Annotated in this window: 11 protein-coding genes; 7 read left to right on the forward strand and 4 right to left on the reverse strand. The window is 72.0% G+C overall.

Translation table 11 applies throughout. The features are described 5' to 3' along the window. Nucleotides 1–4 precede the first annotated feature (4 nt). The 3 genes from ACTMVF_RS34520 to ACTMVF_RS34530 all read right to left on the reverse strand — a co-directional run bounded on the left by ACTMVF_RS34520 (nt 5) and on the right by ACTMVF_RS34530 (nt 10428). Nucleotides 5–5530: a glutamate synthase-related protein gene (locus tag ACTMVF_RS34520; protein WP_441274980.1), complete on the reverse strand. Its 5526-nt coding sequence runs from the start codon at nt 5528–5530 to the stop codon at nt 5–7. Between the two features lie 157 nt (nt 5531–5687). Continuing rightward, complete coding sequence (locus ACTMVF_RS34525; protein ID WP_441274981.1) at nt 5688–8147, reverse strand: SpoIIE family protein phosphatase; 2460 nt, start codon at nt 8145–8147, stop codon at nt 5688–5690. A 205-nt stretch (nt 8148–8352) separates the two neighbouring features. After that, on the reverse strand, nt 8353–10428 hold the full coding sequence (locus tag ACTMVF_RS34530; protein ID WP_441274982.1) for a SpoIIE family protein phosphatase: 2076 nt from the start codon (nt 10426–10428) through the stop codon (nt 8353–8355). A 141-nt stretch (nt 10429–10569) separates the two neighbouring features. Between ACTMVF_RS34530 and ACTMVF_RS34535 the strand changes: the two genes are divergently transcribed. The 5 genes from ACTMVF_RS34535 (at nt 10570) to ACTMVF_RS34555 (ending at nt 17861) form a co-directional block, all read left to right on the forward strand. Beyond that, nucleotides 10570–13944, forward strand: a complete 3375-nt coding sequence (locus ACTMVF_RS34535; RefSeq protein WP_441274983.1) for a pyruvate carboxylase — start codon at nt 10570–10572, stop codon at nt 13942–13944. 127 nt (nt 13945–14071) lie between these two features. Beyond that, a complete protein-coding gene (locus ACTMVF_RS34540) occupies nt 14072–14878 on the forward strand; it encodes an aminoglycoside adenylyltransferase domain-containing protein (RefSeq protein ID WP_441274984.1) in 807 nt (268 codons plus the stop codon). Nucleotides 14879–15010: 132 nt separating this feature from the next. Continuing rightward, a complete protein-coding gene (locus ACTMVF_RS34545) occupies nt 15011–15400 on the forward strand; it encodes a BlaI/MecI/CopY family transcriptional regulator (protein WP_441274985.1) in 390 nt (129 codons plus the stop codon). 6 nt (nt 15401–15406) lie between these two features. After that, on the forward strand, nt 15407–16339 hold the full coding sequence (locus tag ACTMVF_RS34550; RefSeq protein ID WP_441274986.1) for a M56 family metallopeptidase: 933 nt from the start codon (nt 15407–15409) through the stop codon (nt 16337–16339). Between the two features lie 136 nt (nt 16340–16475). After that, nucleotides 16476–17861 (forward strand): LCP family protein, encoded by a 1386-nt coding sequence (locus tag ACTMVF_RS34555; protein WP_441274987.1) that lies wholly within the window; start codon nt 16476–16478, stop codon nt 17859–17861. 57 nt (nt 17862–17918) lie between these two features. On the opposite strand, the gene ACTMVF_RS34560 is transcribed toward ACTMVF_RS34555, so the two are convergent. Continuing rightward, nucleotides 17919–18374: a tellurite resistance TerB family protein gene (locus ACTMVF_RS34560; protein WP_441274988.1), complete on the reverse strand. Its 456-nt coding sequence runs from the start codon at nt 18372–18374 to the stop codon at nt 17919–17921. 173 nt (nt 18375–18547) lie between these two features. Between ACTMVF_RS34560 and ACTMVF_RS34565 the strand changes: the two genes are divergently transcribed. After that, on the forward strand, nt 18548–19663 hold the full coding sequence (locus ACTMVF_RS34565; RefSeq protein WP_441274989.1) for an acyltransferase family protein: 1116 nt from the start codon (nt 18548–18550) through the stop codon (nt 19661–19663). 553 nt (nt 19664–20216) lie between these two features. Beyond that, nucleotides 20217–20981 carry a hypothetical protein gene (locus ACTMVF_RS34570; protein WP_441274990.1) on the forward strand — a complete coding sequence of 255 codons (765 nt, stop codon included), beginning with the start codon at nt 20217–20219 and terminating at the stop codon, nt 20979–20981. Nucleotides 20982–21098 lie beyond the last annotated feature (117 nt).

Raw genomic sequence — 21098 nt, forward strand, 5'->3', positions numbered from 1 at the left:
AGGGTCACGCGGTCACCGTCTCGGTCGGGGCCTGCGGGAGGTGGCTGAGGCGTCCGGCGATGTCGTCGAGCGCCGCCGTCGCGAGCAGCTCGTCGAACCGGGCGGCGCGGACACGGCCGGCGTTCTTGGTGTTCTGGTGCATGATCCAGCCGTAGGTTCCGGGCGCGTCCACGCTGAGGTTGTTCCGTTGCCGGAGCGCGCGCTTGTAGTCGTCGAGGCGCTTGATCGCGATGAGCGTGGCCAGCTCGCCGTCGTCGAACCGCTCCAGCGTGCCGCGCAGATACTTCACGACCCGCTGCTTGACGAAGAAGTCCTCGGTGAGGACGAGGTTGCGGACGGCCTCCGTCACGCGCGGATCGTCCGGGCCACTCGCCCCGGACACCCGCTTGAGCGCGAGGTCCTGTGCGACGCCGAGCACCGTGTACGACGACAGCAGCGAGAACATGTCGTCGCTTCCCTGATCGCCGAACGCCGGGGCACGACCGCCCAGCACGGTGCGCCGGTCGCGGTAGTCGACCTTGAACGCGCGGAGCTTGTCGGAAGCGATCGAGGTCGCCAGCTCGTCGAGGAGTTCGTTGCGGGTCGCCGCGGCGAGGATTTCGGTCGCGTCCTGGTACAGCAGCAGCGCGCGTGGCATCCCGCAGTACACGTGCCGCCGTTCGCCCTCCCAGTCCTCCAGCAGCCGCGCCGCGAGCGGGGAGCCGGTCGCCTCCAAGTGCCATACCAGCAGCAGCCGTACGGCCGCCTCGTGGAAGGCGCCGTGCTCGGTGTCGGTCACCGGGAACACCAGCAGCGAGTCGGCGCTCACCCGGCCGGGAAGCTCGCCCGAGGGGTCGTACTGGTAGAGGAAGCCGCCGCTCATGCCGTTGCCGAGGCCCTTGCCGAAGCCACCGAGGTTGAGCACGGTGCCGCCGGTCATGTACTCGCAGCCGAAGTCGCCGAGGCCCTCGACGACCGCGGTCGCGCCGGAGTTGCGCACGGCGAACCGGTCACCGGCCTCGCCCTGCACGAACGTCCGCCCGCCGGTCGCGCCGAACAGCGCGAAGTTCCCGACGAGCACATTGCCGCCGCGCTCGGCGCTGCCGCCACCCGGCGCGCGGACGACGATCCGGCCGCCGCTCTGGCTCTTGCCGACGCCGTCGTTGGCGGTGCCGGTGTGTTCGAGGGTGATGCCGTCGTTGCAGAACACGCCGTACGACTGTCCGGCTGAGCCGGTGGTGCGGATGCGTACGGCGTCGTCGACGAGGCGGTGGCGGCCGCGGTCGTCGGTGGTGACGGCGGGTGCGCCCGCGGGGTCGATCTCGTGATTGAGGAGCCGCTCGACGTCGATGGAGAGCTGCCCGCCGACCGACTTGTCGCTGTTGCCGAGCCGGATGCCCGCGATGAGCACGGACGGTTCGCGCCGGTCGAGGAGTGCTTGCCTGACGCGCTCGATCAGGGCGTCGTCGGTGGTGAAGTCCTTCTCCAGGTACTCCGGGTCCGCGACGACCTTCTCGGGCACGCCCGCGAGCAGACGACGGACGTCGAGACGCCCCACGCTCGCCGGGTGGTCGAGGAGTTGCAGCAGATCCGTGCGCCCCCGTGCCTCGCGCAGGGACCGCAGACCGAGGCGGGCGAGGATCTGCCGGACGTCGTGCGCGATGTTGAGCAGGTACTGCGCCAGCGCGCGCGGATCGCCCTCGAAGACCTCGGGGTTCGTGGTGAGCCCGGCCGGGCACTTCACGTTGCAGTTCTTCGCCATGACGCAGCCGAGCATCATCAGCGCGGTCGTACCGAACTCGAAGCTGTCGGCCCCGAGCAGGGCGGAGGTGACGACGTCGCCGCCGGTCTGGTGCGCCCCCGAGCAGCGCAGGACGACCTTCTGGCGGAGACCGTTCGCGACGAGCGCCTGGTGCACCTCGGCGACACCGATCTCCGCCGAACGCCCCGCGTACTTGAGGCTGGTGACAGCCGCGGCGCCCGTGCCACCGGTGTTCCCGGCGACGTTGATGACGTCCGCGCCGGCCTTGGCGACACCGACCGCGATGGTGCCGATGCCCTCCGAGGACACCAGCTTCACGATCACCCGTACCCGCGCGGCCTTGCAGTCGTGGATGAGCTGCGCGAGGTCCTCGATCGAGTACGTGTCGTGGTGCGGGGGAGGGGAGATGAGCTCGATGCCCGGGGTGCCGCCGCGCGCCGCCGCGATGTCGACGGTGACCTTGGGCGCGGGCAGCTGACCGCCCTCGCCCGGCTTCGCGCCCTGCCCGATCTTGATCTCCAGCTCCTCCAGCATCGGATCGGCGAGATAGCCCGCCCAGATGCCGAACCGGCCGGACGCGAACTGCTTGATCCGGGAGCCGCGGATGGTGCCGTAGCGGGAGTGGTGCTCGCCGCCCTCACCGCTGTTCGACATGGCGCCGACCATGTTCGTGCCGTGCGCGACGGCTTCGTGCGCGGTCGCCACCAGGGCGCCGTGGCTCATCGCGCCGGAGGCGAGGGCGCGGGTGATCTCGTGGGCGGGCTGGACGTCGTCGAGGGGGACGCTGTCGGGGGCGCTGTCGAGGAGGGTGAGGAGGCGGGCGGCGGTGCCGGTGGCCGTGACGGTGACGCCGTCCTCGGTCACCTCCACCGTCTCGACCTCACCGGGGTACGCGAGGGCGAGGCCGTCGGCGAAGGCGGCGTGGCGGTCGGCGCCACCTCCGTTGAGGCCCAGCCGGACGGTGGAGCCGTCCGTGACGGACACGGTGACTCCGCGGACCGTCACGCTCGCGTTGCCGGTCGTCGAGAACCGGCCCAGTTCGCGCGCGAAGTCCCCCGGCGTGCGCAGCCCGGTCACATCCGCGGGCAGCGCGAGCACATCACGCAGCGCGGACGGGCGGCGCGACCGTTCCTCGTGCGTGGTCCGCAGGAAGGCGCGGTACCCGGGCGTGATCCGGAACGCGTCGATCTCGGCGTCGCTGAGGGCGTCGTACCCCGTGTTCCGGTACGCGGCGTCGGTGATGCCGAACGCGTCGTCGAGCTGGCCGAGCGTGAGCAGGCGCAGCGCGTCCGGATCTCCCTCGCGCGCGAACTCCGGCCGCTCCTCGGTCATGTCGCCGAAGCCGCGCACCGCCGTGACGCCGAACGAGTGCCCGGCCCCGTCCGACCGCTCCTTGAACAGCCCGAGCAGCGGGATCTGCTGGTCGGTGCGCACCGTACGGGCCCGCTCGTGCCACTGGGTGGCGGCCTGCGCGATACGGGCGAACCCGACACCACCGACCGGGGCATCCATGTGCGGGAAGATCCGCGCGAAAATGTCGTCGCGGGTGTCGAGGTAGTTCGGTTCGAAGAACTCGCCGCCGATGTAGCTCTCGGCGGTGCACAGCCCGACCCGGCCCATGGTCTTCGCGAGCGACTTCTCGGCGGCCTTGCGGAACTTGGCCAGCGCCCGGTCGGTCTCGGTGATCTCGCCCGCGGGCGCGGGGGCACTCGGGTACTTCTCCTCGGCGCGCAGCCGTGCGCTGAGGCTGTAGACGGCGGAGGCACCGAAGCCGAGCGCGGTGGCGACGTGATGGGACGAGGCCAGCTGACCGCTCTCGGCGACGATCGAGACACGCAGCCGAAGCCCGGTCTCGATGAGCCGCTGGTTCACGGCGGCGACGGCGAGGATCACGGGCAGCGGCGCGCGAGTGGACGAGACGGCCCGGTCGCTGAGGAGCGCGATGCCGCCCCGCTCGGCGGCGAACCGCTCGACGTCGTCGCACAGTTGCTCCAGCGCCGCCCGCAGCGCGTCGGCGTTGGCGGACTCGTCCCCGGCCACCGGCTCGTAGAGCATGCCGAACCGCTCCAGCGGCACGATCCGCTGATCCCGCAGCCGGACCATGTCGAGGTGCCCGAGCACGGGCGACGACACGACGAGCTGCCGCCCGTTGGTGTCGTGGCTGCCGTCGGGCTTCGGCCCGAGCGCGACCCGCATGCTCATGCCGTCGGCCTCGCGGATGCTGTCCAGCGGCGGGTTCGTCACCTGGGCGAAGCGCTGCGAGAAGTACTTCGCCATGCCGCCCTCGGTGTCGCTGAGCGCGTTGATGGCGTTGCCGTATCCCATCGCCGAGATGCGTTCCGACCCGTCGGCGAGCATCGGGTCGAGCATGAACCGGAAGCTCTCCTGGTTCAGCGAGTACGCCACATACCGCCCGGCGAGGCTGAGGTCACCGTCGTACCCGAGCGTCGTCGTGCCGCGGTAGTAGTCGGGAGCCGGCAGGTCGTCGAGGTTCACCCGGGCCGAGGCGAGCAGTTCGCTGTACGGCCGCCGCGCGGCGAGGGCGTCGAGCACGTCGCGCGTGCGCATCCGGCGGCCGGTGCGGTGGTCGACGACGAGCATGCCGCCGGCCTCGATACGGCCCCGGTGCACGACCTCGTCGCCGGGGAACGCGACCTGGCCGGCCTCCGACGCCACCATCAGGTACTCGGTGGTCTCGACGGTGCGCAGCGGACGCAGGCCGAGCCGGTCGAGCCGGGCGCCGACGACATCCCCGTCGCTGAAGATCACGGCGGCCGGACCGTCGTTCTTCTCCTCGTACAGCGAGAAGTACTCGAGCATGTCCCGGACGGCGGCGGGCAGGGTGCGGTCGTTCTCCCACGCGGGCGGCATGAGCGAGACGACCGCCTCGACGAGGTCCAGGCCGTCGTCGAACACCCGGCTCTGCAGGGTCTGGTCGAGCCGAGAGGAGTCGGACTGCCCGGGCGGGCGCACGATGCTCCGGGTGCGGGCCCGCGCGAGAGCCTCGTCGGACAGGCGGTTCTTGCGGTCCGTGTTGAGCTCGCCGTTGTGCGCCATGAGGCGGAACGGCTGCGCCATGGTCGGGTGCGGCTCGGTGTTCGTGGAGAACCGCGTGTGGAAGTACAGGGACCTGACGGAGTGCCGCGGATCGCAGAGGTCGCGGAAGTACCCGACGACTTCACCGGAGTTGAGGCGCCCCTTGAGCACCTGCGTGCGCGCGCTCAACGACAGCGGGTACAGCCCGGCGTACGACGTGTCGTCGGCGTAGGCGACCGCTTCGACGGCGAGCAGGGCGCGGTGGGCGGCGGCGTCGACGTCGGCGCGCTCCCACCCCTCGGGCGCGCGGAACACCCACTGCACGATGGGCAGTTGGTACTGCTCGGCCGCGGGCCGGGCGACCGTGTGATCCACGGGTACGTCGCGGACGAGCAGGACGTCGAAGCCCTGCTCGGCGATGCTGCGGCCGACCAGGTCCACGGCGCCGTCGCGGCGCCCGGCGTCGGTCGGCACGAAGCAGTTCGCGACACCGAAGTGCCCGGCCCGCAGGCGCTCGCCGGTGATCGCGGAGAAGAACTCCACCGACAGGTCGACGCTCACGCCCGCGCCGTCGCCGACACCCTCGGCGGATGCGCCGCCACGGTGCGGGATGGCGCGGAGCGCTTCGTCGCCCTTGCGGATGACGTCATGACTCGGTGTTCCGTCGAGGCGCGTGATGAAGCCGACGCCGCAGTCGCTGTGGTCGCGGGCAGGGTCGTACAGACCGAAGGCCGAGGAGGGTGCGTGATTCAAGTGCGGGTCCTGTGAGCGGGTTCCAGCTGGGGGTACCTCCCAGGCCCTTGAGGCACTGGGGGAGGAACGGCCAGGCTGCGTCGGTGAAGCGCTCGCCGCGGGCGACCGGTGTGACGGCCGGGCCCTGAGTGGTGCGATTGAGTACGGTAAGCCTTGCCTAACTTCCACCGCAAGTGTGTGCCCTGCGCAGATGCGCAGGCAGCGGTTGCTCGGCCCAGATGGTCTTCCGGTTGCGGCCGTAGCGCGTGCCCCACCGCTCGGACAGCTGGGCCACCAGGAACAGGCCGCGTCCGCCCTCGTCGGTGCCGCTGGCCTGGCGCAGATGTGGAGAGGTGCTGCTGGTGTCGGAGACCTCGCAGATGAGGTGGCCGTTCCGGATCAGGCGCAGCAGCACCGGGCCGCCGGCGTACCGGTAGGCGTTCGTGACCAGTTCGCTCACGACCAGTTCGGTGGTGAACGCGAACTCCTCCAGCCCCCACTCGGTCAGCCGCTCCCGTACCAGCGTCCGGGCCCGGCCGGCCGCGGTGGGCTCCGCCGACAGCTGCCAGGTCGCCACGTTCTCCGCCGCCAGCACCCGGGTCCGGCCCAGCAGCAGCGTGACGTCATCGGCGGGCCGGTCGGGCAGCATCGCGTCCTCCACCGCCTTGCAGGTCTGCTCCAGTGAGTGGAACGGACCGCCCAGCGCGGAGAGCAGCAGGGCCAGCCCCTGGTCGATGTCGCGGTCGTCGGCCAGCAGGAGACCGTCGCTGTACAGGGCGATCAGGCTGCCCTCGTCGAGTTCGAGCTCGGCCGTCTCGAACGGCAGCCCGCCCAGGCCGAGCGGTGGTCCGGCGGGGAGGTCGATCGGGCGCACCCGGCCGTCCGGGCCCAGCACGGTCGGCGGCGGGTGCCCCGCGCGGGCCATCGCGCAGTGCCGGGAGACCGGATCGTAGATCGCGTACAGGCAGGTCGCGCCCACGATCTGGGGCGTGTTCCCGTCGGCCTGCCGCTGCTCGCCGGCCAACTGGTCCACCAGGTCGTCGAGCCGGGCGAGGACCTCGTCCGGGGCCAGGTCGAGGTGGGCCAGCGTGTGCACGGCGGCACGCAGCCGGCCCATGGTCGCCGAGGCGTGCATGCCGTGGCCGACGACATCGCCGACGACCAGGGCGACACGCAGCCCCGACAGGGGGATGACGTCGAACCAGTCGCCGCCGACACCGGTGGAGGCATGCGCGGGCAGATAGCGGTGCGCCGTGTCGACCGCCGGGTGCTCGGGCACCTCACCCGGCAGCAGGCTGCGCTGCAGGGCCTCGGCGGCGTTGTGCTGCTGGGTGTAGCGACGGGCGTTGTCGATGCAGACCGCGGCCCGGGCGGCGAACTCCTCCGCCAGGGTGAGGTCGTCCTCCTCGAACGGCTCCGCCCGCTGCGAGCGCCACAGGCAGACCAGGCCGAGGACCACACCGCGCGCGGCCAGCGGCACCACCATCAGCGAGTGGACACCCAGCGCGAGCGCCTTCTCGGCCCGTGTCGCGTCGGCCGACAACCATCCGCGGTCGGCCTCCAGGAGCGGCTCCAGGACCGGACGCCGCTCGGCCAGGCAGCGGGCCGGCGCGGTGTCCTCGGGGAAGGAGAACAGATGGCCCTCGGGATACATCACCCGCAGCGCCTCGGGCCGGACGCTGCGCACCGCCATCCTGCGCAGCGGGCCGGTGGCGTCGGGGGCCGGCTCCTCCCCACCCGTCACGGGCTCGAGCAGATCCACCGAGAGGGCGTCGGCGAGCGCGGGAACCGCCGCCTCGGCCAGCTCGCGCGCCGTCCTGGCCACGTCCAGGGTGCTCCCGATCCTGGCACCGGCCTCGTTGAGCAGCGCGAGCCGCCGACGGGCGCGATGGCGGTCGGTGACGTCCTCGACGATCTCGGTGACGCCCAGCACCCTGCCGGAGGGGTCCTGCATCCGGAAGGCGGACACGGAGACGATCAGTTCCTTGCGGGGGTCCCGCAGCAACCGGCAGGGCTGCTCGGCGAAGATCAGGGGCTCGCCCGTCTCCAGAACCCGCCGGAGCCGCTGCTCGATCAGTTCCGAGTCCGGGCCGAGCAGGAAGTCGGCGGTACGACGCCCGCGGTACGCCTCGCGGGGCAGTCCGCCGAACCGCGCGACCGCCCGGTTCACCCGCAGCACGCGCAGGTCCGGGCCGAGTACCGCGACACCCACCGGGGACCGGCTGAAGAAGCCGTCCAGCACCGCCCGGTCGATCTCCCACTGGGCGATGTCCTCGGCGAGCGAACCGATGAGGAGCCACTCGACGGTGGCGTCCAGTCGCTGGACCCGCCGGGCTCTGAACCCCACGTACACGCGGTGGCCCGCGCGATTGCGGACCGGCAGCAGCCCGAACCAGCCGTGCTCCCGCAGACACGCGGCGGTCGCCTCGCCGATCACGGCCTCGTCCGCGGGGTCGACGAGGACCTCGCGCACTCGCCGGCCCAGCACCTCTTCGGCCCGGTATCCGAGGAGCGCGGTGGCCTGTTCGCTCCAGGCGACGACCCGGCCGCGGTCGTCCAGCACGGCCGACGCGGATCGGTGGACCGAGAACGGATCGTCCGGGCTCTCGCTGAGCGACGTAGGGGATGTGTTGTGCATCGCCCACCCATCTCGCGCCGTTCGCGGCGCCTTGGTGCGGCGCTCCCGGGCGCCTCTGCCGTTGCGCATGCCTGTCCTGCAGTGGCTCACTCCAGTATCGGCCGTGCGGGCACCGAGTGCTTCGTCGTCGCGGCCGGGACGGTCGGTCGGGTGCTGCCCGGGCTGGTGCGATGCCCGGGGCACCGGGGCGGTGCGGCGCCCGGGGTCAGCGGGGCAGGGCGCGGGCGAGGAGTACCGCCACGTCGTCGTCCGCCACTTCGGGCATGACGTGGGCCAGGAGGTCGTCGCAGACCTCCGCCAGCGGACGGCCGGGCCGCCGCAGTGCCCGGGCCAGGCGGTGCATGCCCTGGTCGAGGTCCGTGCCGCGGGTCTCGATCAGACCGTCGGTGTACGTCACCAGGAGGCTGTGCGGCGGCAGGGGCACCCGCTGGACCTCGCGGTCCTGTCGGCCCACGCCGAGCGGCGGGCCCGTGGGTCCGTCCAGGAAGGAGACCGTTCCCCGCTCGTCGGCGATCACGGGGGGCGGGTGGCCCGCCCTGGCGATCAGACAGTGGCCGGTGGCCGCATCGTGAACGGCGTACAGGCAGGTGGCCATCTCGTTGTCGCCCAGGTCGGCCACGGCGGCGTCCAACGAGCGCAGCACCTGGTCGGGCGCGGTGTCCTGGCGTGCCAGGGTCCGTACCGCCGTGCGCAGCTGGCCCATGACCGCCGCGGCGTGGATGCCGTGCCCCATCACATCGCCGATCACCAGGGCGGTCCGGTCGTCCGACAGGGCGATGGCATCGAACCAGTCGCCGCCGACCTCGTGGTCGCCGGCCGGCAGATAGCGCCCGGTGAGTTCCAGTCCGCTGACGGTGGGCAGGGCGGTGTTCATCAGGCTGCGCTGGAGGGTGAGGGCCGCGTCGCGTTCGCGGCCGTACATGCGCGCGTTGTCGATGTTCAGCGCGGCTCGGGCGACCAACTCGTCGATCAACAGGGTGTCCTGGTCGTCGAACGGCTCCCGCCCACGCGTGCGGGTCACCACCACCGCGCCGAGCACGGTGCCCCGGGCCACCAGCGGGATCAGGCGCGCCGCGCCCACGCGGGCTCGCAGGTACTCGCGCAGCCGGTCGACGCCGGGGATGGTGATCAGTGGACCGATGTCGCTCAGGTACAGGTTCATGGGACGCCCGGCGGTGATGATCTGCTCGTACACCGAGCCGCGTGGGACCTGAAGGGTCATGCCGACCGCGAGGAGGTCGGCAGGCGCGGCCGGATCGGTGAAGACCGCCGCTACGCGGCGGACCACGCCGTGCGCCGACGCGGCGGTCTCGTCCGGGGCCATCGCCTCCTCCAGCAGCTGGACGTCGGCGGAGTCGGCCAGCCGGGGCACCAGGACGCGGACCACCTCCTGCGCCGTCTGCGTCAGATCCAGGGTGGACCCCATCTGCGTGCCCGCCTCCGCCAGCAGCGCGAGACGCCGCCGCGCCCGCTCCGCCTCCAGGTGGGCCCGCTGCCCCGCCGTCACGTCGATCAGCGAAGCGATCACTCCCACGCGTTGGCCGGCCCCGCCGAGCAAGGGGGCGTAGGAGCAGGACCACGTCCGCTGCCGTTCCGGGTCCGCCGCGCCGGAGGTGTGGCGGAAGTCCACCACCGCCTCACCCCGGTCCAGGGCCCGCCGCATCGCCGACTCCAGCGCGCGGGCGCCGGGGGCGACGTCGGTCACGCGTCTGCCGACGTGCTCGGTCACCGGGACGCCGTCCATGCGGGCCAGAGCCTCGTTGACCCGGAGGAAACGCAGGTCGGGGCCGAGCATGGCCAGGCCGATCGGGGACTGGGTGAACAGCCCCTCCAGTGCGGCCAGCGCATCCCGCATCTGCTCCACCGCGGAGGTCTCCGCCGCGATGGCCAGCACACCGGTACCCCTCCGCTGATCCGCGAGCGGACAGATCCACATCTCCATCTCGACACGCGTCCCGTCGCGGTGCCGGACCGGCAGTCGTGCGACGACGGCCGCGCCCGCCCGGACCGTCCGGGTGAGCCGCTCGGCCAGCTCCTGGTTCTCCTCGGGTACGAGGACGCGGTCTGCCTCCTGGCCCAGCACCTGCTCCGGCGTGTGACCGAGCAGGTCCTGCGCGGCGAGCGACCACTGCACCAGGCGCCCGTCGGCATCGGCCACCCACAGCGCGAGCGGGAGCAGGTCCTGGAACACCCCCGCGTGCCCCACCGCGGACGTGCGCCGATCCGGCGTTTCGCCGATCGCGTCGTGGGCACGTGCACCGCGGTGACTCGCGCTGGTCATGAGGGCACCTCGCTCACCTGACCCTTGACCGGGAGGCTCAAGGACAGCCTAGGCCGCAAGTGGTCCGGCTCACATGGCGTGAAAGAGGTGCCGCCGACACCATGGGTGCTCTCCGTCACCGGCAGGCTGAAGGGATCAAGAATGTTCCGCAAGGTGCTGGTCGCCAACCGCGGCGAGATCGCGATTCGTGCGTTTCGCGCAGGCTACGAGCTCGGCGCGCGCACCGTCGCCGTCTTCCCGCACGAGGACCGCAACTCCCTGCACCGGCTGAAAGCCGACGAAGCCTACGAGATCGGCCGGCCCGGGCATCCGGTGCGGGCCTATCTCTCGGTGGAGGAGATCGTCCGCGCGGCGCGCCGGGCGGGAGCCGACGCCGTCTACCCGGGGTACGGGTTCCTGTCCGAGAACCCCGATCTGGCCCGCGCCTGCGAGGAGGCGGGCATCACGTTCGTCGGACCGAGCGCGCACATTCTGGAGCTGACCGGCAACAAGGCGCGCGCGGTGGCGGCGGCCCGCGAGGCCGGCGTGCCGGTGCTGGGTTCCTCGGAGCCGTCCACCGACGTGGACGCGCTCGTCGCCGCAGCCGAGGGCATCGGCTTTCCCGTGTTCGTCAAGGCGGTCGCGGGCGGCGGAGGGCGCGGCATGCGCCGCGTCGAGGAGCCCGCCCAGCTGCGCGAGGCCATCGAGGCGGCGTCCCGTGAGGCGGCGTCCGCGTTCGGCGACTCCACCGTCTTCCTGGAGAAGGCCGTCGTCGAGCCCCGCCACATCGAGGTACAGATCCTCGCCGACGGGCAGGGCAACGTCATCCACCTGTTCGAGCGGGACTGTTCGGTGCAGCGCCGCCACCAGAAGGTGATCGAGCTGGCGCCCGCCCCCAACCTCGACCCGGCGCTGCGCGAGCGGATCTGTGCCGACGCCGTGCGGTTCGCCCGGCAGATCGGCTACCGCAACGCCGGCACCGTCGAGTTCCTCCTCGACCGCGACGGCAACCACGTCTTCATCGAGATGAACCCGCGCATCCAGGTCGAGCACACGGTGACCGAGGAGGTCACCGACGTCGACCTGGTGCAGTCGCAGCTGCGCATCGCCGCCGGCGAGACCCTCACCGACCTCGGCCTCGCCCAGGAGACCGTCACCCTGCGCGGCGCCGCGCTCCAGTGCCGTATCACCACGGAGGACCCGGCCAACGGCTTCCGCCCGGACACCGGCCGGATCAGCGCCTACCGCTCGCCGGGCGGCTCGGGCATCCGCCTGGACGGCGGCACCACCCACGCCGGTACGGAGATCAGCGCGCACTTCGACTCCATGCTGGTCAAACTCACCTGCCGGGGCCGGGACTTCACCACCGCGGTGGGCCGCGCCCGGCGCGCCGTGGCCGAGTTCCGCATCCGCGGCGTGGCCACCAACATCCCCTTCCTCCAAGCCGTGCTGGACGACCCCGACTTCCGGGCCGGCCAGGTCACCACGTCGTTCATCGAGCAGCGCCCGCACCTGCTCACCGCCCGCCACTCCGCCGACCGCGGCACCAAGCTGCTCACCTACCTCGCCGATGTCACGGTCAACAAGCCGCACGGCGAACGGCCCGACCTGATCGACCCGTTGACCAAGCTGCCCGCGCTGCCTGCCGGTGAGCCACCGGCCGGGTCCCGGCAGCGGCTCGCCGAACTCGGCCCGGAGGGCTTCGCGAGCTGGCTGCGCGCCTCCCCGACCATCGGCGTCACCGACACCACGTTCCGCGACGCCCACCAGTCGCTGCTCGCCACCCGGGTGCGCACCAAGGACATGCTCGCCGTCGCCCCGGTGGTGGCCCGCACCCTGCCCCAGCTGCTGTCCCTGGAGTGCTGGGGCGGCGCGACCTACGACGTCGCCCTGCGCTTCCTCGCCGAGGACCCGTGGGAGCGCCTGGCCGCCCTGCGGGAAGCCGCGCCGAACATCTGCCTCCAGATGCTGCTGCGCGGCCGCAACACCGTCGGCTACACGCCGTACCCCACCGAAGTGACCGACGCCTTCGTGCAGGAGGCGGCCGCCACCGGCATCGACATCTTCCGCATCTTCGACGCCCTGAACGACGTCGAACAGATGCGGCCCGCCATCGAGGCCGTACGGGAGACCGGAACCGCCGTCGCGGAGGTCGCCCTGTGCTACACCTCCGACCTGTCCGACCCGTCCGAGCGCCTGTACACCCTGGACTACTACCTGCGCCTGGCCGAGCAGATCGTCCACGCGGGCGCCCACGTACTGGCCGTCAAGGACATGGCCGGTCTGCTGCGGGCACCGGCCGCGGCGACTCTCGTATCCGCCCTGCGCCGGGAGTTCGACCTGCCGGTCCACATCCACACCCACGACACCGCGGGCGGCCAGCTCGCCACCTACCTCGCCGCGATCCAGGCCGGCGCGGACGCGGTGGACGGCGCGGTGGCCTCCATGGCCGGTACGACCTCGCAGCCGTCGCTGTCCGCGCTCGTGGCCGCGACCGATCACTCCGACCGGCCCACCGGCCTCGACCTCCAGGCCGTCGGCGACCTGGAGCCGTACTGGGAGAGCGTCCGCAAGGTCTACGCCCCCTTCGAGGCCGGCCTTGCCTCGCCGACCGGCCGCGTCTACCACCACGAGATCCCCGGCGGGCAGCTGTCCAACCTGCGCACCCAGGCGGTCGCGCTGGGACTGGGCGACCGCTTCGAGGAGATCGAGGCGATGTACGCCGCCGCCGACCGGATGCTCGGCCGCCTGGTGAAGGTCACCCCCTCCTCCAAGGTGGTCGGCGACCTGGCACTGCACCTGGTGGGTGCCGGCGTGTCCCCGGGGGACTTCGAGGCGGAGCCGGACCGGTTCGACATCCCCGACTCCGTCATCGGCTTCCTGCGCGGCGAGCTGGGCACCCCGCCCGGCGGCTGGCCCGAGCCGTTCCGCAGCAAGGCGTTGCAGGGCCGCGCCGAGGCCAAGCCGGTGCAGGGACTGAGCGCCGACGACCGTGAGGGGCTGGCGAAGGACCGGCGGGCGACGCTCAACCGGCTGCTGTTCCCCGGGCCGACGCGCGAGTTCGAGACGCACCGCGACACCTACGGCGACACCAGCGTGCTGGACAGCAAGGACTTCTTCTACGGGCTGCGCCCGGGCAAGGAGTACGCCGTCGACCTCGAGCGCGGGGTACGGCTGCTGATCGAGCTGCAGGCCATCGGCGACGCGGACGAGCGGGGCATGCGCACCGTGATGTCGTCCCTGAACGGCCAGTTGCGGCCGATCCAGGTCCGCGACCGGGCGGCGGCCTCGGACGTCCCGGTGACCGAGAAGGCCGACCGGGCCAACCCCGGCCATGTCGCGGCGCCGTTCGCCGGCGTGGTGACCCTCACGGTCGCGGAGGGTGAGGAGGTGGAGGCCGGTGCCACGGTGGCCACCATCGAGGCGATGAAGATGGAAGCGTCGATCACCGCCGCGAAGTCCGGCAGGGTGGCCCGACTGGCCATCAATCGCATCCAGCAGGTCGAGGGCGGCGATCTTCTGGTGGAACTCGCCTGAGAGGTGCCACGAGTGCTGTCGCGCCCCGCGCAGGGGAGGCATCTGCGCGGGGCGCGGCCGGGCCGGACGTCACCCTTGCAGCCCGAGTCGTCGGCGGCCTGGAGTGTCAGGTGACCACACTGACCGTATGACCAGGACTCTCGTGGACCCGCACTCCGTCCCCGCCGAACTCCGCCCCTACCTCCAGGAGCTCGTCCACCGCACGCACGCCGTATGCGGGTCCCGCCTGGTGAGCGTCATCGCCGTGGGCTCCGTCGCGCTCGGGGACTACCGGCACGGGCGCAGCGACACCGACGTGACCGTGGTCGTGAACGCGCCGCTGACCGGGCGTGCGCTGCCCGACCTGGCCGCCGCGCTCGCGCACCCCGCCCTTCCCTGCCCCGCGACGGGCCTGGAGCTGGTGGTCTACGACGAGGACTTCGCGGCCCGGCCGTCCGGCGAGGCCGGGTACCTGCTGGACCTCAACACCGGGCCCCTGCTGCCCGAACGTGTCAGCCTCGACCCGGCGGAGTCCTTGTCGTTCTGGTACGTCATCGACCGTTCCGTCGCCCATCAAGCCGGGCGTGTGCTGTACGGCAGGCCGGCGCGGGAAGTGATCGCCGAACCCGCCCGCGCCGACGTGCTCACCGCGATCCGTGCCTCGGTCCGTGAGCACAGCGCCGGTGAAGGGCATCTCGCGGACAACCGAGTCCTCAACGGCTGCCGCTCCGTGCAGTTCTGCCGTACGGGCCGTTGGCAGCCCAAGCGCCGGGCGGCTCATGCGGTCGCGGCGTCCGAGGAACGCTTCCGGCCGCTCCTGAACGCCGCACTGCGCAGCTACGAACGCCCCTCGCGCACCGCGGCGACCGCACTGCCCACCACCGACGTACAAGCCTTCCTGGGCTGGGTGGCCGAACGCGCCGACGCGGCCGCCGACGCGGAGCGGGGAGGGTAGGCCGGTGCCGTTCGGCGGGCGGGGAAGGGCCGGTCATCGCCGGCCTCTGCTTTCCTTACGATGTACCGCTCGACGTACGCACGCTCGCACGTATCGCACGTGACGCGCGGGTCAGTGGAAGGGAGACAGGGCATGGCGGACGACCGGCGGCGTTCCCGGCGCCGCGGACAGGGTGAGCTGGAGGCGCTGGTCCTGTCGGCGCTGCGTGAGGCGGGCGGCCCGGCGACGGCCGGCTGGGTGCAGGAGCGGCTCGGCGGGGACCTCGCCTACACGACGGTGATCACGATCCTGACCCGGTTGCTGGCCAAGGGCGCGGTCACCCGGGAGCGAGCGGGCCGGTCCTTCGCGTGGAGGCCGGCGTCGGACCAGGCGGGCCTCGCGGCGCACCGGATGCGCAAGGTGCTGGACGCCGAGAGCGACCGGGAAGCCGTACTGGCCAGCTTCGTCACCGGCCTGGCGCCGGACGACGAGCGGCTGCTGCGCGAACTGCTGGGCCAGTCCCGAAGCGAAGGGGAAGGCTGACGCCGCATGGGGGTTCTCGTCTTTCTCCCGCTGTTCCTGCCGCTCACGGCATGGCCGATCGCCCGCCTGGCCGAGCAGCACCTGCATCCCCGCACCGCGACGAGGCTGCTGACCGGCGTGGCCGCGGTGATGGCGGCGTGCAGCACGGTGTGCCTGGCTCTGGTGATGGTGGTGGGCACGGCTCAACTGCCCGGCAACCCCCTGCCCGACGGCTGGTCCGACCCCGAGGTGCGCGCGGCGGTGCCGTACGACGAGGTCGTCGGCAAGGCCGCGATTCCGGCGCTGTGCGCGGTGATCGTGGCCTGCGGCCGGACCCTGTGGCGGCACGGACGGGTGCGCCGCCGTGCCCACCGGGCGCTGGCCGGACTGCCGGGGACGGCGGTCGCCGTGCTGCCCGACGAGGTGCCGTACGCATACGCGCTGCCGGGCCGGCGCCGCGACCGCGTGGTGGTGACCACGGCCCTGCTGGACTGCCTCGAACCCGCCGAACGCCGTGCGCTGTTCGCCCATGAGCGGGCCCATCTGGCCGCGCGGCACCACCGCTTCCTGCTTGCCGTCCAACTGGCGGCGCGGGCCAATCCGTTCCTGCGCCCGCTGCGTACGGCGGTGTCCTACACCGCGGAACGCTGGGCGGACGAAGAGGCGGCCCGGGCGGTCGGCAGCCGGCGCACGGTGGCGTCGGCGATCGGCAAGGCGGCGCTCGTGTCCCGAGGCACTCCGGTCGCGACGCTCGCCGGCTTCGCGGCGCCGGGGCCGGTGCCGCGCCGGGTGGCGGCGCTGCTGGGGACCGCTCCGCCGGTACGCCGCCGGCCGTCGCCGTTCACGCCGGTGGGCCTGGCGGCATGGTGCGCGGCCGCGGGGACGGCCGCGTCGGCCATGTCGTCCGCGAACTCGGCGGTGACGATGGTCCTCATCCTGCACGCGGCGACGCCCCTCTGATGTGAACGAGGGGCACCCGATCAGGCGCGGACTTTCGCGATTTCGTTCGGTTCAGGCAACTGATGTTGCCAAGATCGTGGTCTGGTCATGGTGGGGGACCGGGCCTTGCGGCCGTACATCTACAGAGGGGGCGCGGATGAGCGGAACGGGGAAGCGTCGGCGTACGTCGACCGGCGGGGGGAAGGCCCGGCCGACGCGGCGGGGGCGGATCCTGGCGTGGGGTGCGGGGGTGACCTCGGTGGTCGTCCTCGGCATCGCCGGGGTGGGCGCCTGGGTCTACCAGGACCTCAACGGCAACATCAACTCCGCCGACATCGACGACAAGATCGGCGGCGACCGTCCCGTCAACCTCAGTCCCGGTTCGAAGAACATCCTGGTCGTCGGCTCCGACAGCCGCGACGGCGCCAACGCCGAGTACGGCAAGGACCTGACCACCATGCAGTCGGACACGCTGATGGTGCTGCACGTCCCCGCGAACCGGAAGTGGGCCGCGGTCGTGTCGTTCCCGCGTGACTCCTGGGTGGAGATACCGGCCTGCGACAAGGGCGACGGGAGCGACTCCGCCCCGCACCACGCCAAGATCAACGAGGCGTTCGCGCTCGGCGGCACCAGCGGCGAGGTCGCCGGGGCCGCCGCCTGCTCCATCAAGACGGTCGAGGCCAACACGGGCCTGCGCATCGACCACTTCATGTCCGTCGACTTCCAGGGCTTCAAGGGCATGGTCGACGCCCTGGACGGCATCGAGGTCTGCCCCGAGCAGGCCATCCACTCCAAGAAGGCCCGCCTCGACATGGACGCCGGCTGCCAGACCGTCGAGGGCGAGACGGCTCTCGGCTATGTACGGGTCCGCTACGGCGTCGGCGACAACTCCGACATCGGACGCATCGGACGCCAGCAGGAGTTCATGAACGCCCTGGCCGAGAAGGCGAAGGCCAAACTGACCAACCCGAAGGCGCTGTACGGCTTCCTGGGATCCGCGACCAAGTCCCTGACCACGGACCCCGACCTGGCCGGCATCAAGCCGCTGTACGGACTCGCCTCGCAGCTCAAGGGAATCCCGAGCGATCGTCTGGCGTTCCTCACCGTGCCCAACTACCCGCGGGAGGCCGACGTGGCCACCGACAAGGCCAACGTCGTCTGGCAGTACCCGCAGGCCGCCGATCTGTTCACCTCCCTGGCCAAGGACAAGGAGGTCGACAAGAAGCAACTACAGGCGGAGACGAAGGATCCCTTCTACGCCTCCTCCGTGCGCGTCCAGGTCCTCAACGGCACCGGCGTCTCAGGGCGGGCCGCCACCGTCGCCGAGAAGCTCCGCGAGGCCGGCGTCACCGTCGTCGGCACGGGCAACGCCCCGCAGGACACCGGTACCACGACCGTCACCCACCCGGCGGGCCTGCGGAAGTCGGCCGAGGCGCTGGCCGCCCGGCTGCCCGGAGTCCGGGCCGAGCAGGCGCCGGATGCCGCGGCGGACGTGGTCACCCTGGTCGTCGGGACGGACCTCGACCCCGAAGACATCCGCTGACCGGCCGCGCCGGGCCGACGCCGCTCGCGTCCGCCCGGCGCAGGGGATGCCGACCGGTCAGAGGTCGAACTCGTGCGGCGGAAGGTCGAGCGCGTAACAGGCCTCGCGCACGACGGCCCGCTCGTCCTTGTCGAAGTTCCCGTCGGCACCGCCGATGACGATGCCGATCTGGACGACGGCCCGCGCCTCGGCGGGCTTCTTCCTCGCCTTGGCGATCTCCTGCATCACGCTGACCTTGCCGAAGTCGAAGTCGGTGGTCAGCCGGTTCAGGTTCTCCTCGAAGCGCCGGCGCAGGTCGTCGGCGGGGAAGTTCTGCAACACCTCGTTGGTGGCGAGCAGTTGGGCCACGCGCTGCCGCTCGGAAGGGTCCACGGTGCCGTCGGCGGCGGCGACCAGCGCACACATGGCCATGCTCGCGTCGCGGAAGGCGCCGCTCTTGAGGTCGTTCTTCTTCGCCGCCAGCTGGGTCTGCATCGTCGATGCGGACTCCTTGATGCGGTCCCACAGGGCCATGAGAACTCCAAACGGGGTAGGGGGCTTTGCGGCCGCCCGCACCGGGCGTCCGCAACTTCTACAGTAATGTAGAAATTGGCGGTGCGGTTCCCGCGGCCGGAGTGGCTCATACATGTGCGTTCGCACACGCCGCGGTTGAAGCGACGTGCGGAGGTGTGCTTAGGGTGCTTGCGATGTCCGCCGACGCCACACCCGTACCCACCGTCACACGCGCACCGGAGCGACAGCAGCGGCCGCTGCCGTCCGCGGGAGCGGGGCCGAGACGGGTCGATCAGCGGGACCCCTTCTTCGACAACGCCAAGTACCTGGCGATCGTGCTGGTGGCGGTCGGCCACGCGTGGGAGCCGTTGCGGGAGGGAAGCCGGGCCGTCACCGCGCTGTACGTACTCGTGTACGCCTTCCACATGCCGGCGTTCGCCGTGATCTCGGGCTACTTCTCGCGCGGCTTCGCGGCGGAACCCCGGAAGATCGCACGTCTGCTGACCGGTGTGGTGGTTCCCTACGCGGTCTTCGAGGTGGCGTACACCCTCTTCACCCGATGGACCAGCCAGGATCCCGACCGGCCGATCAGCCTGCTGGACCCCCTGTACCTGACCTGGTTCCTCGCGGCGCTGTTCATCTGGCGGCTGACGTCACCGCTGTGGCGGCTCGTGCGGTGGCCCCTGCCGTTCGCTCTCGCCGTCGCGATGCTCGCCACCCTCTCGCCTTCCATCGGCGACGACCTCGGCCTGCAGCGGGTCCTGCAGTTCCTGCCGTACTTCGTGCTGGGCACGCTGCTGACGGCGGAGCATGTCCGGCTGGTCCGCCGCCGCGCGGCGCGCATCCTGGCCCTGCCGGTCCTCGTCGGTGCCCTCGCGGTCGCGTACTGGACGGTCCCGCGGATGAACTACGCCTGGTTCTTCCACAGCAAGAGCGCCGAGGAACTCGCCGCGCCCGCCTGGTACGGCCCCGTGATGACCCTGGCCGCCTTCGGCTGCTCGGTCGTCCTGGTCGCCTGCTTCCTCGCCTGGGTGCCCGGGCGCCGGACCTGGTTCACCGCGCTGGGCGCGGGCACGCTGTGCGGCTTCCTGCTGCACGGCTTCGTCGCCCAGGGGGCCAAGTACTGGGGCTGGTACGACCCCGCCTGGATCCGGCAGCCCGTCGGCGAGATCACCGTCACGCTGGTCGCGGCGGTGGTCATGACCGGGCTGTGCGCCCCTGCCGTCCAGCGGGTCTTCCGCCGCGTGACGGAACCACGTAGGGCGTACGCCCTACAGGATCGGGAACGGCGTTTCGGCCACGATCGCTGACTGGCCGTCATCGTCCTGACCGCCGGTTCGCCCCGTACACGAGCTGACCGAGGAGACCACGGTCGCCGACGCGATCGGCCTGCGTCGGCGCCGGGCCTCGCTCGCCGCGGTCCGGGGCGCAACGGGCCGACTCACCGACATGGTGAGCCTGGACGACCTGCTGGCGCGCTTCCCGCAGCCGCAGGCGACCTGACGACACCTCAACACGGGCTGCCGCGACCCCCTCCGGCCGAACCGCACGGGCGGATCGGGACCGATGCCGGAGTCGAGGACGACCGGCTTGAGCGCGACCTCGCGGCGCAGGTCGCGGTCCCACCCGGCCGCCACTTCGCCCACAGCCCCGCACCCTGGACCCGCCGGAGTCGAGGCGCACCCGCTGCCTCAGCTCAAGGCCGACCGAAGGCGAGACGTCTCCGTCGGCCCGGCGATAGAGTCCGCACGTGCGTTGATCTCCCGGGCGGTGGCCGAGCGCCGCCGCAGACGGTGCCGGCGACCCCTTCGGACGGGGCCGCCCGGCCGGCATACCCGTCATCACTCCACCGGAGATCACGCAATGACCGCTCAGCAGCCCCTCACCTACGACGCGTTCATCGAACTCGCCGCCGCCGATCCAGCCGTCGTCGGATTGGTCCTCAAGGGTTCCCGGGCCCACGACGGCATGACCACCGACCACTCCGACCACGACCTGTATGTCGTCCTCGCCGACGGCGCGGCAACGACGCTCACCCGGTTCACAGGGCACCGCACAGCAGAACTCGACCTCGTCATCGTCTCCCTCGACGGATTCCGTGCCGCCGGAATGCCGGGCTTCGAGCGGTACGCCCTTGCCCGCGCCCGGATCGTGCTCGACCGGCTCGACGGAGGAATCGCCGAGATCCTGGCCGGCAAGGCACGGCTCGACGCCGACGAGGCCTTCCGGGACGCGGCTGGGTGGCTCGACGCCTACGCCAACTCCCTGTACCGCTCGCTCAAGAACGACCGTGACGGACAAGCGCTCGCGGCCCGCCTCGACGCCGCCGACAGCATCCGGTTTCTCCTGGAGCTGCTCTTCGCTCTCGACCGTCGTCCCCGCCCCTACAACAAGTACCTGGAGTGGGAGCTGGCCCGTTTCCCGCTGCCCGACTGGGACACCGGCATGCTGCTCGCCGCTGTGGACCGCATCTCCGCCACAGGCGACGTCGCCACACAGCGCCGTCTCTTCGCCCACGTCGAGGCGTCGGCCCGGCGGGCCGGGCACGGCGCGGTGCTGGACGCCTGGGGTGAGGACCTGGGCTTGATGCGTCAGCATCCGCGACGCGAAGGCGCGCGGACTCCTTGAGACGCTGCCGTCGCTGAACGCGGCCATCGCTTCGTGCGGGTGAAGGACGCACGCCATCCGGACGCCGCCCGCGCGGCGCGCGGGCGGCTTCGGCGCCGGGTGGTGTGCCCTGAGAGG

It is taken from the genome of Streptomyces sp. SD31 (assembly GCF_052068475.1).
GTDB lineage: Bacteria > Actinomycetota > Actinomycetes > Streptomycetales > Streptomycetaceae > Streptomyces.

What these genes read in the sequence shown, in the direction of transcription:
- ACTMVF_RS34560 (WP_441274988.1), bottom strand. Translation starts at nt 18,374, where the DNA reads ATGGCCCTGTGGGACCGCATCAAGGAGTCCGCATCGACGATGCAGACC.
- ACTMVF_RS34540 (WP_441274984.1), top strand. Translation starts at nt 14,072, where the DNA reads ATGACCAGGACTCTCGTGGACCCGCACTCCGTCCCCGCCGAACTCCGC.
- ACTMVF_RS34530 (WP_441274982.1), bottom strand. Translation starts at nt 10,428, where the DNA reads ATGACCAGCGCGAGTCACCGCGGTGCACGTGCCCACGACGCGATCGGC.
- ACTMVF_RS34535 (WP_441274983.1), top strand. Translation starts at nt 10,570, where the DNA reads ATGTTCCGCAAGGTGCTGGTCGCCAACCGCGGCGAGATCGCGATTCGT.
- ACTMVF_RS34550 (WP_441274986.1), top strand. Translation starts at nt 15,407, where the DNA reads ATGGGGGTTCTCGTCTTTCTCCCGCTGTTCCTGCCGCTCACGGCATGG.
- ACTMVF_RS34545 (WP_441274985.1), top strand. Translation starts at nt 15,011, where the DNA reads ATGGCGGACGACCGGCGGCGTTCCCGGCGCCGCGGACAGGGTGAGCTG.
- ACTMVF_RS34565 (WP_441274989.1), top strand. Translation starts at nt 18,548, where the DNA reads ATGTCCGCCGACGCCACACCCGTACCCACCGTCACACGCGCACCGGAG.
- ACTMVF_RS34555 (WP_441274987.1), top strand. Translation starts at nt 16,476, where the DNA reads ATGAGCGGAACGGGGAAGCGTCGGCGTACGTCGACCGGCGGGGGGAAG.
- ACTMVF_RS34525 (WP_441274981.1), bottom strand. Translation starts at nt 8,147, where the DNA reads ATGCACAACACATCCCCTACGTCGCTCAGCGAGAGCCCGGACGATCCG.
- ACTMVF_RS34570 (WP_441274990.1), top strand. Translation starts at nt 20,217, where the DNA reads ATGACCGCTCAGCAGCCCCTCACCTACGACGCGTTCATCGAACTCGCC.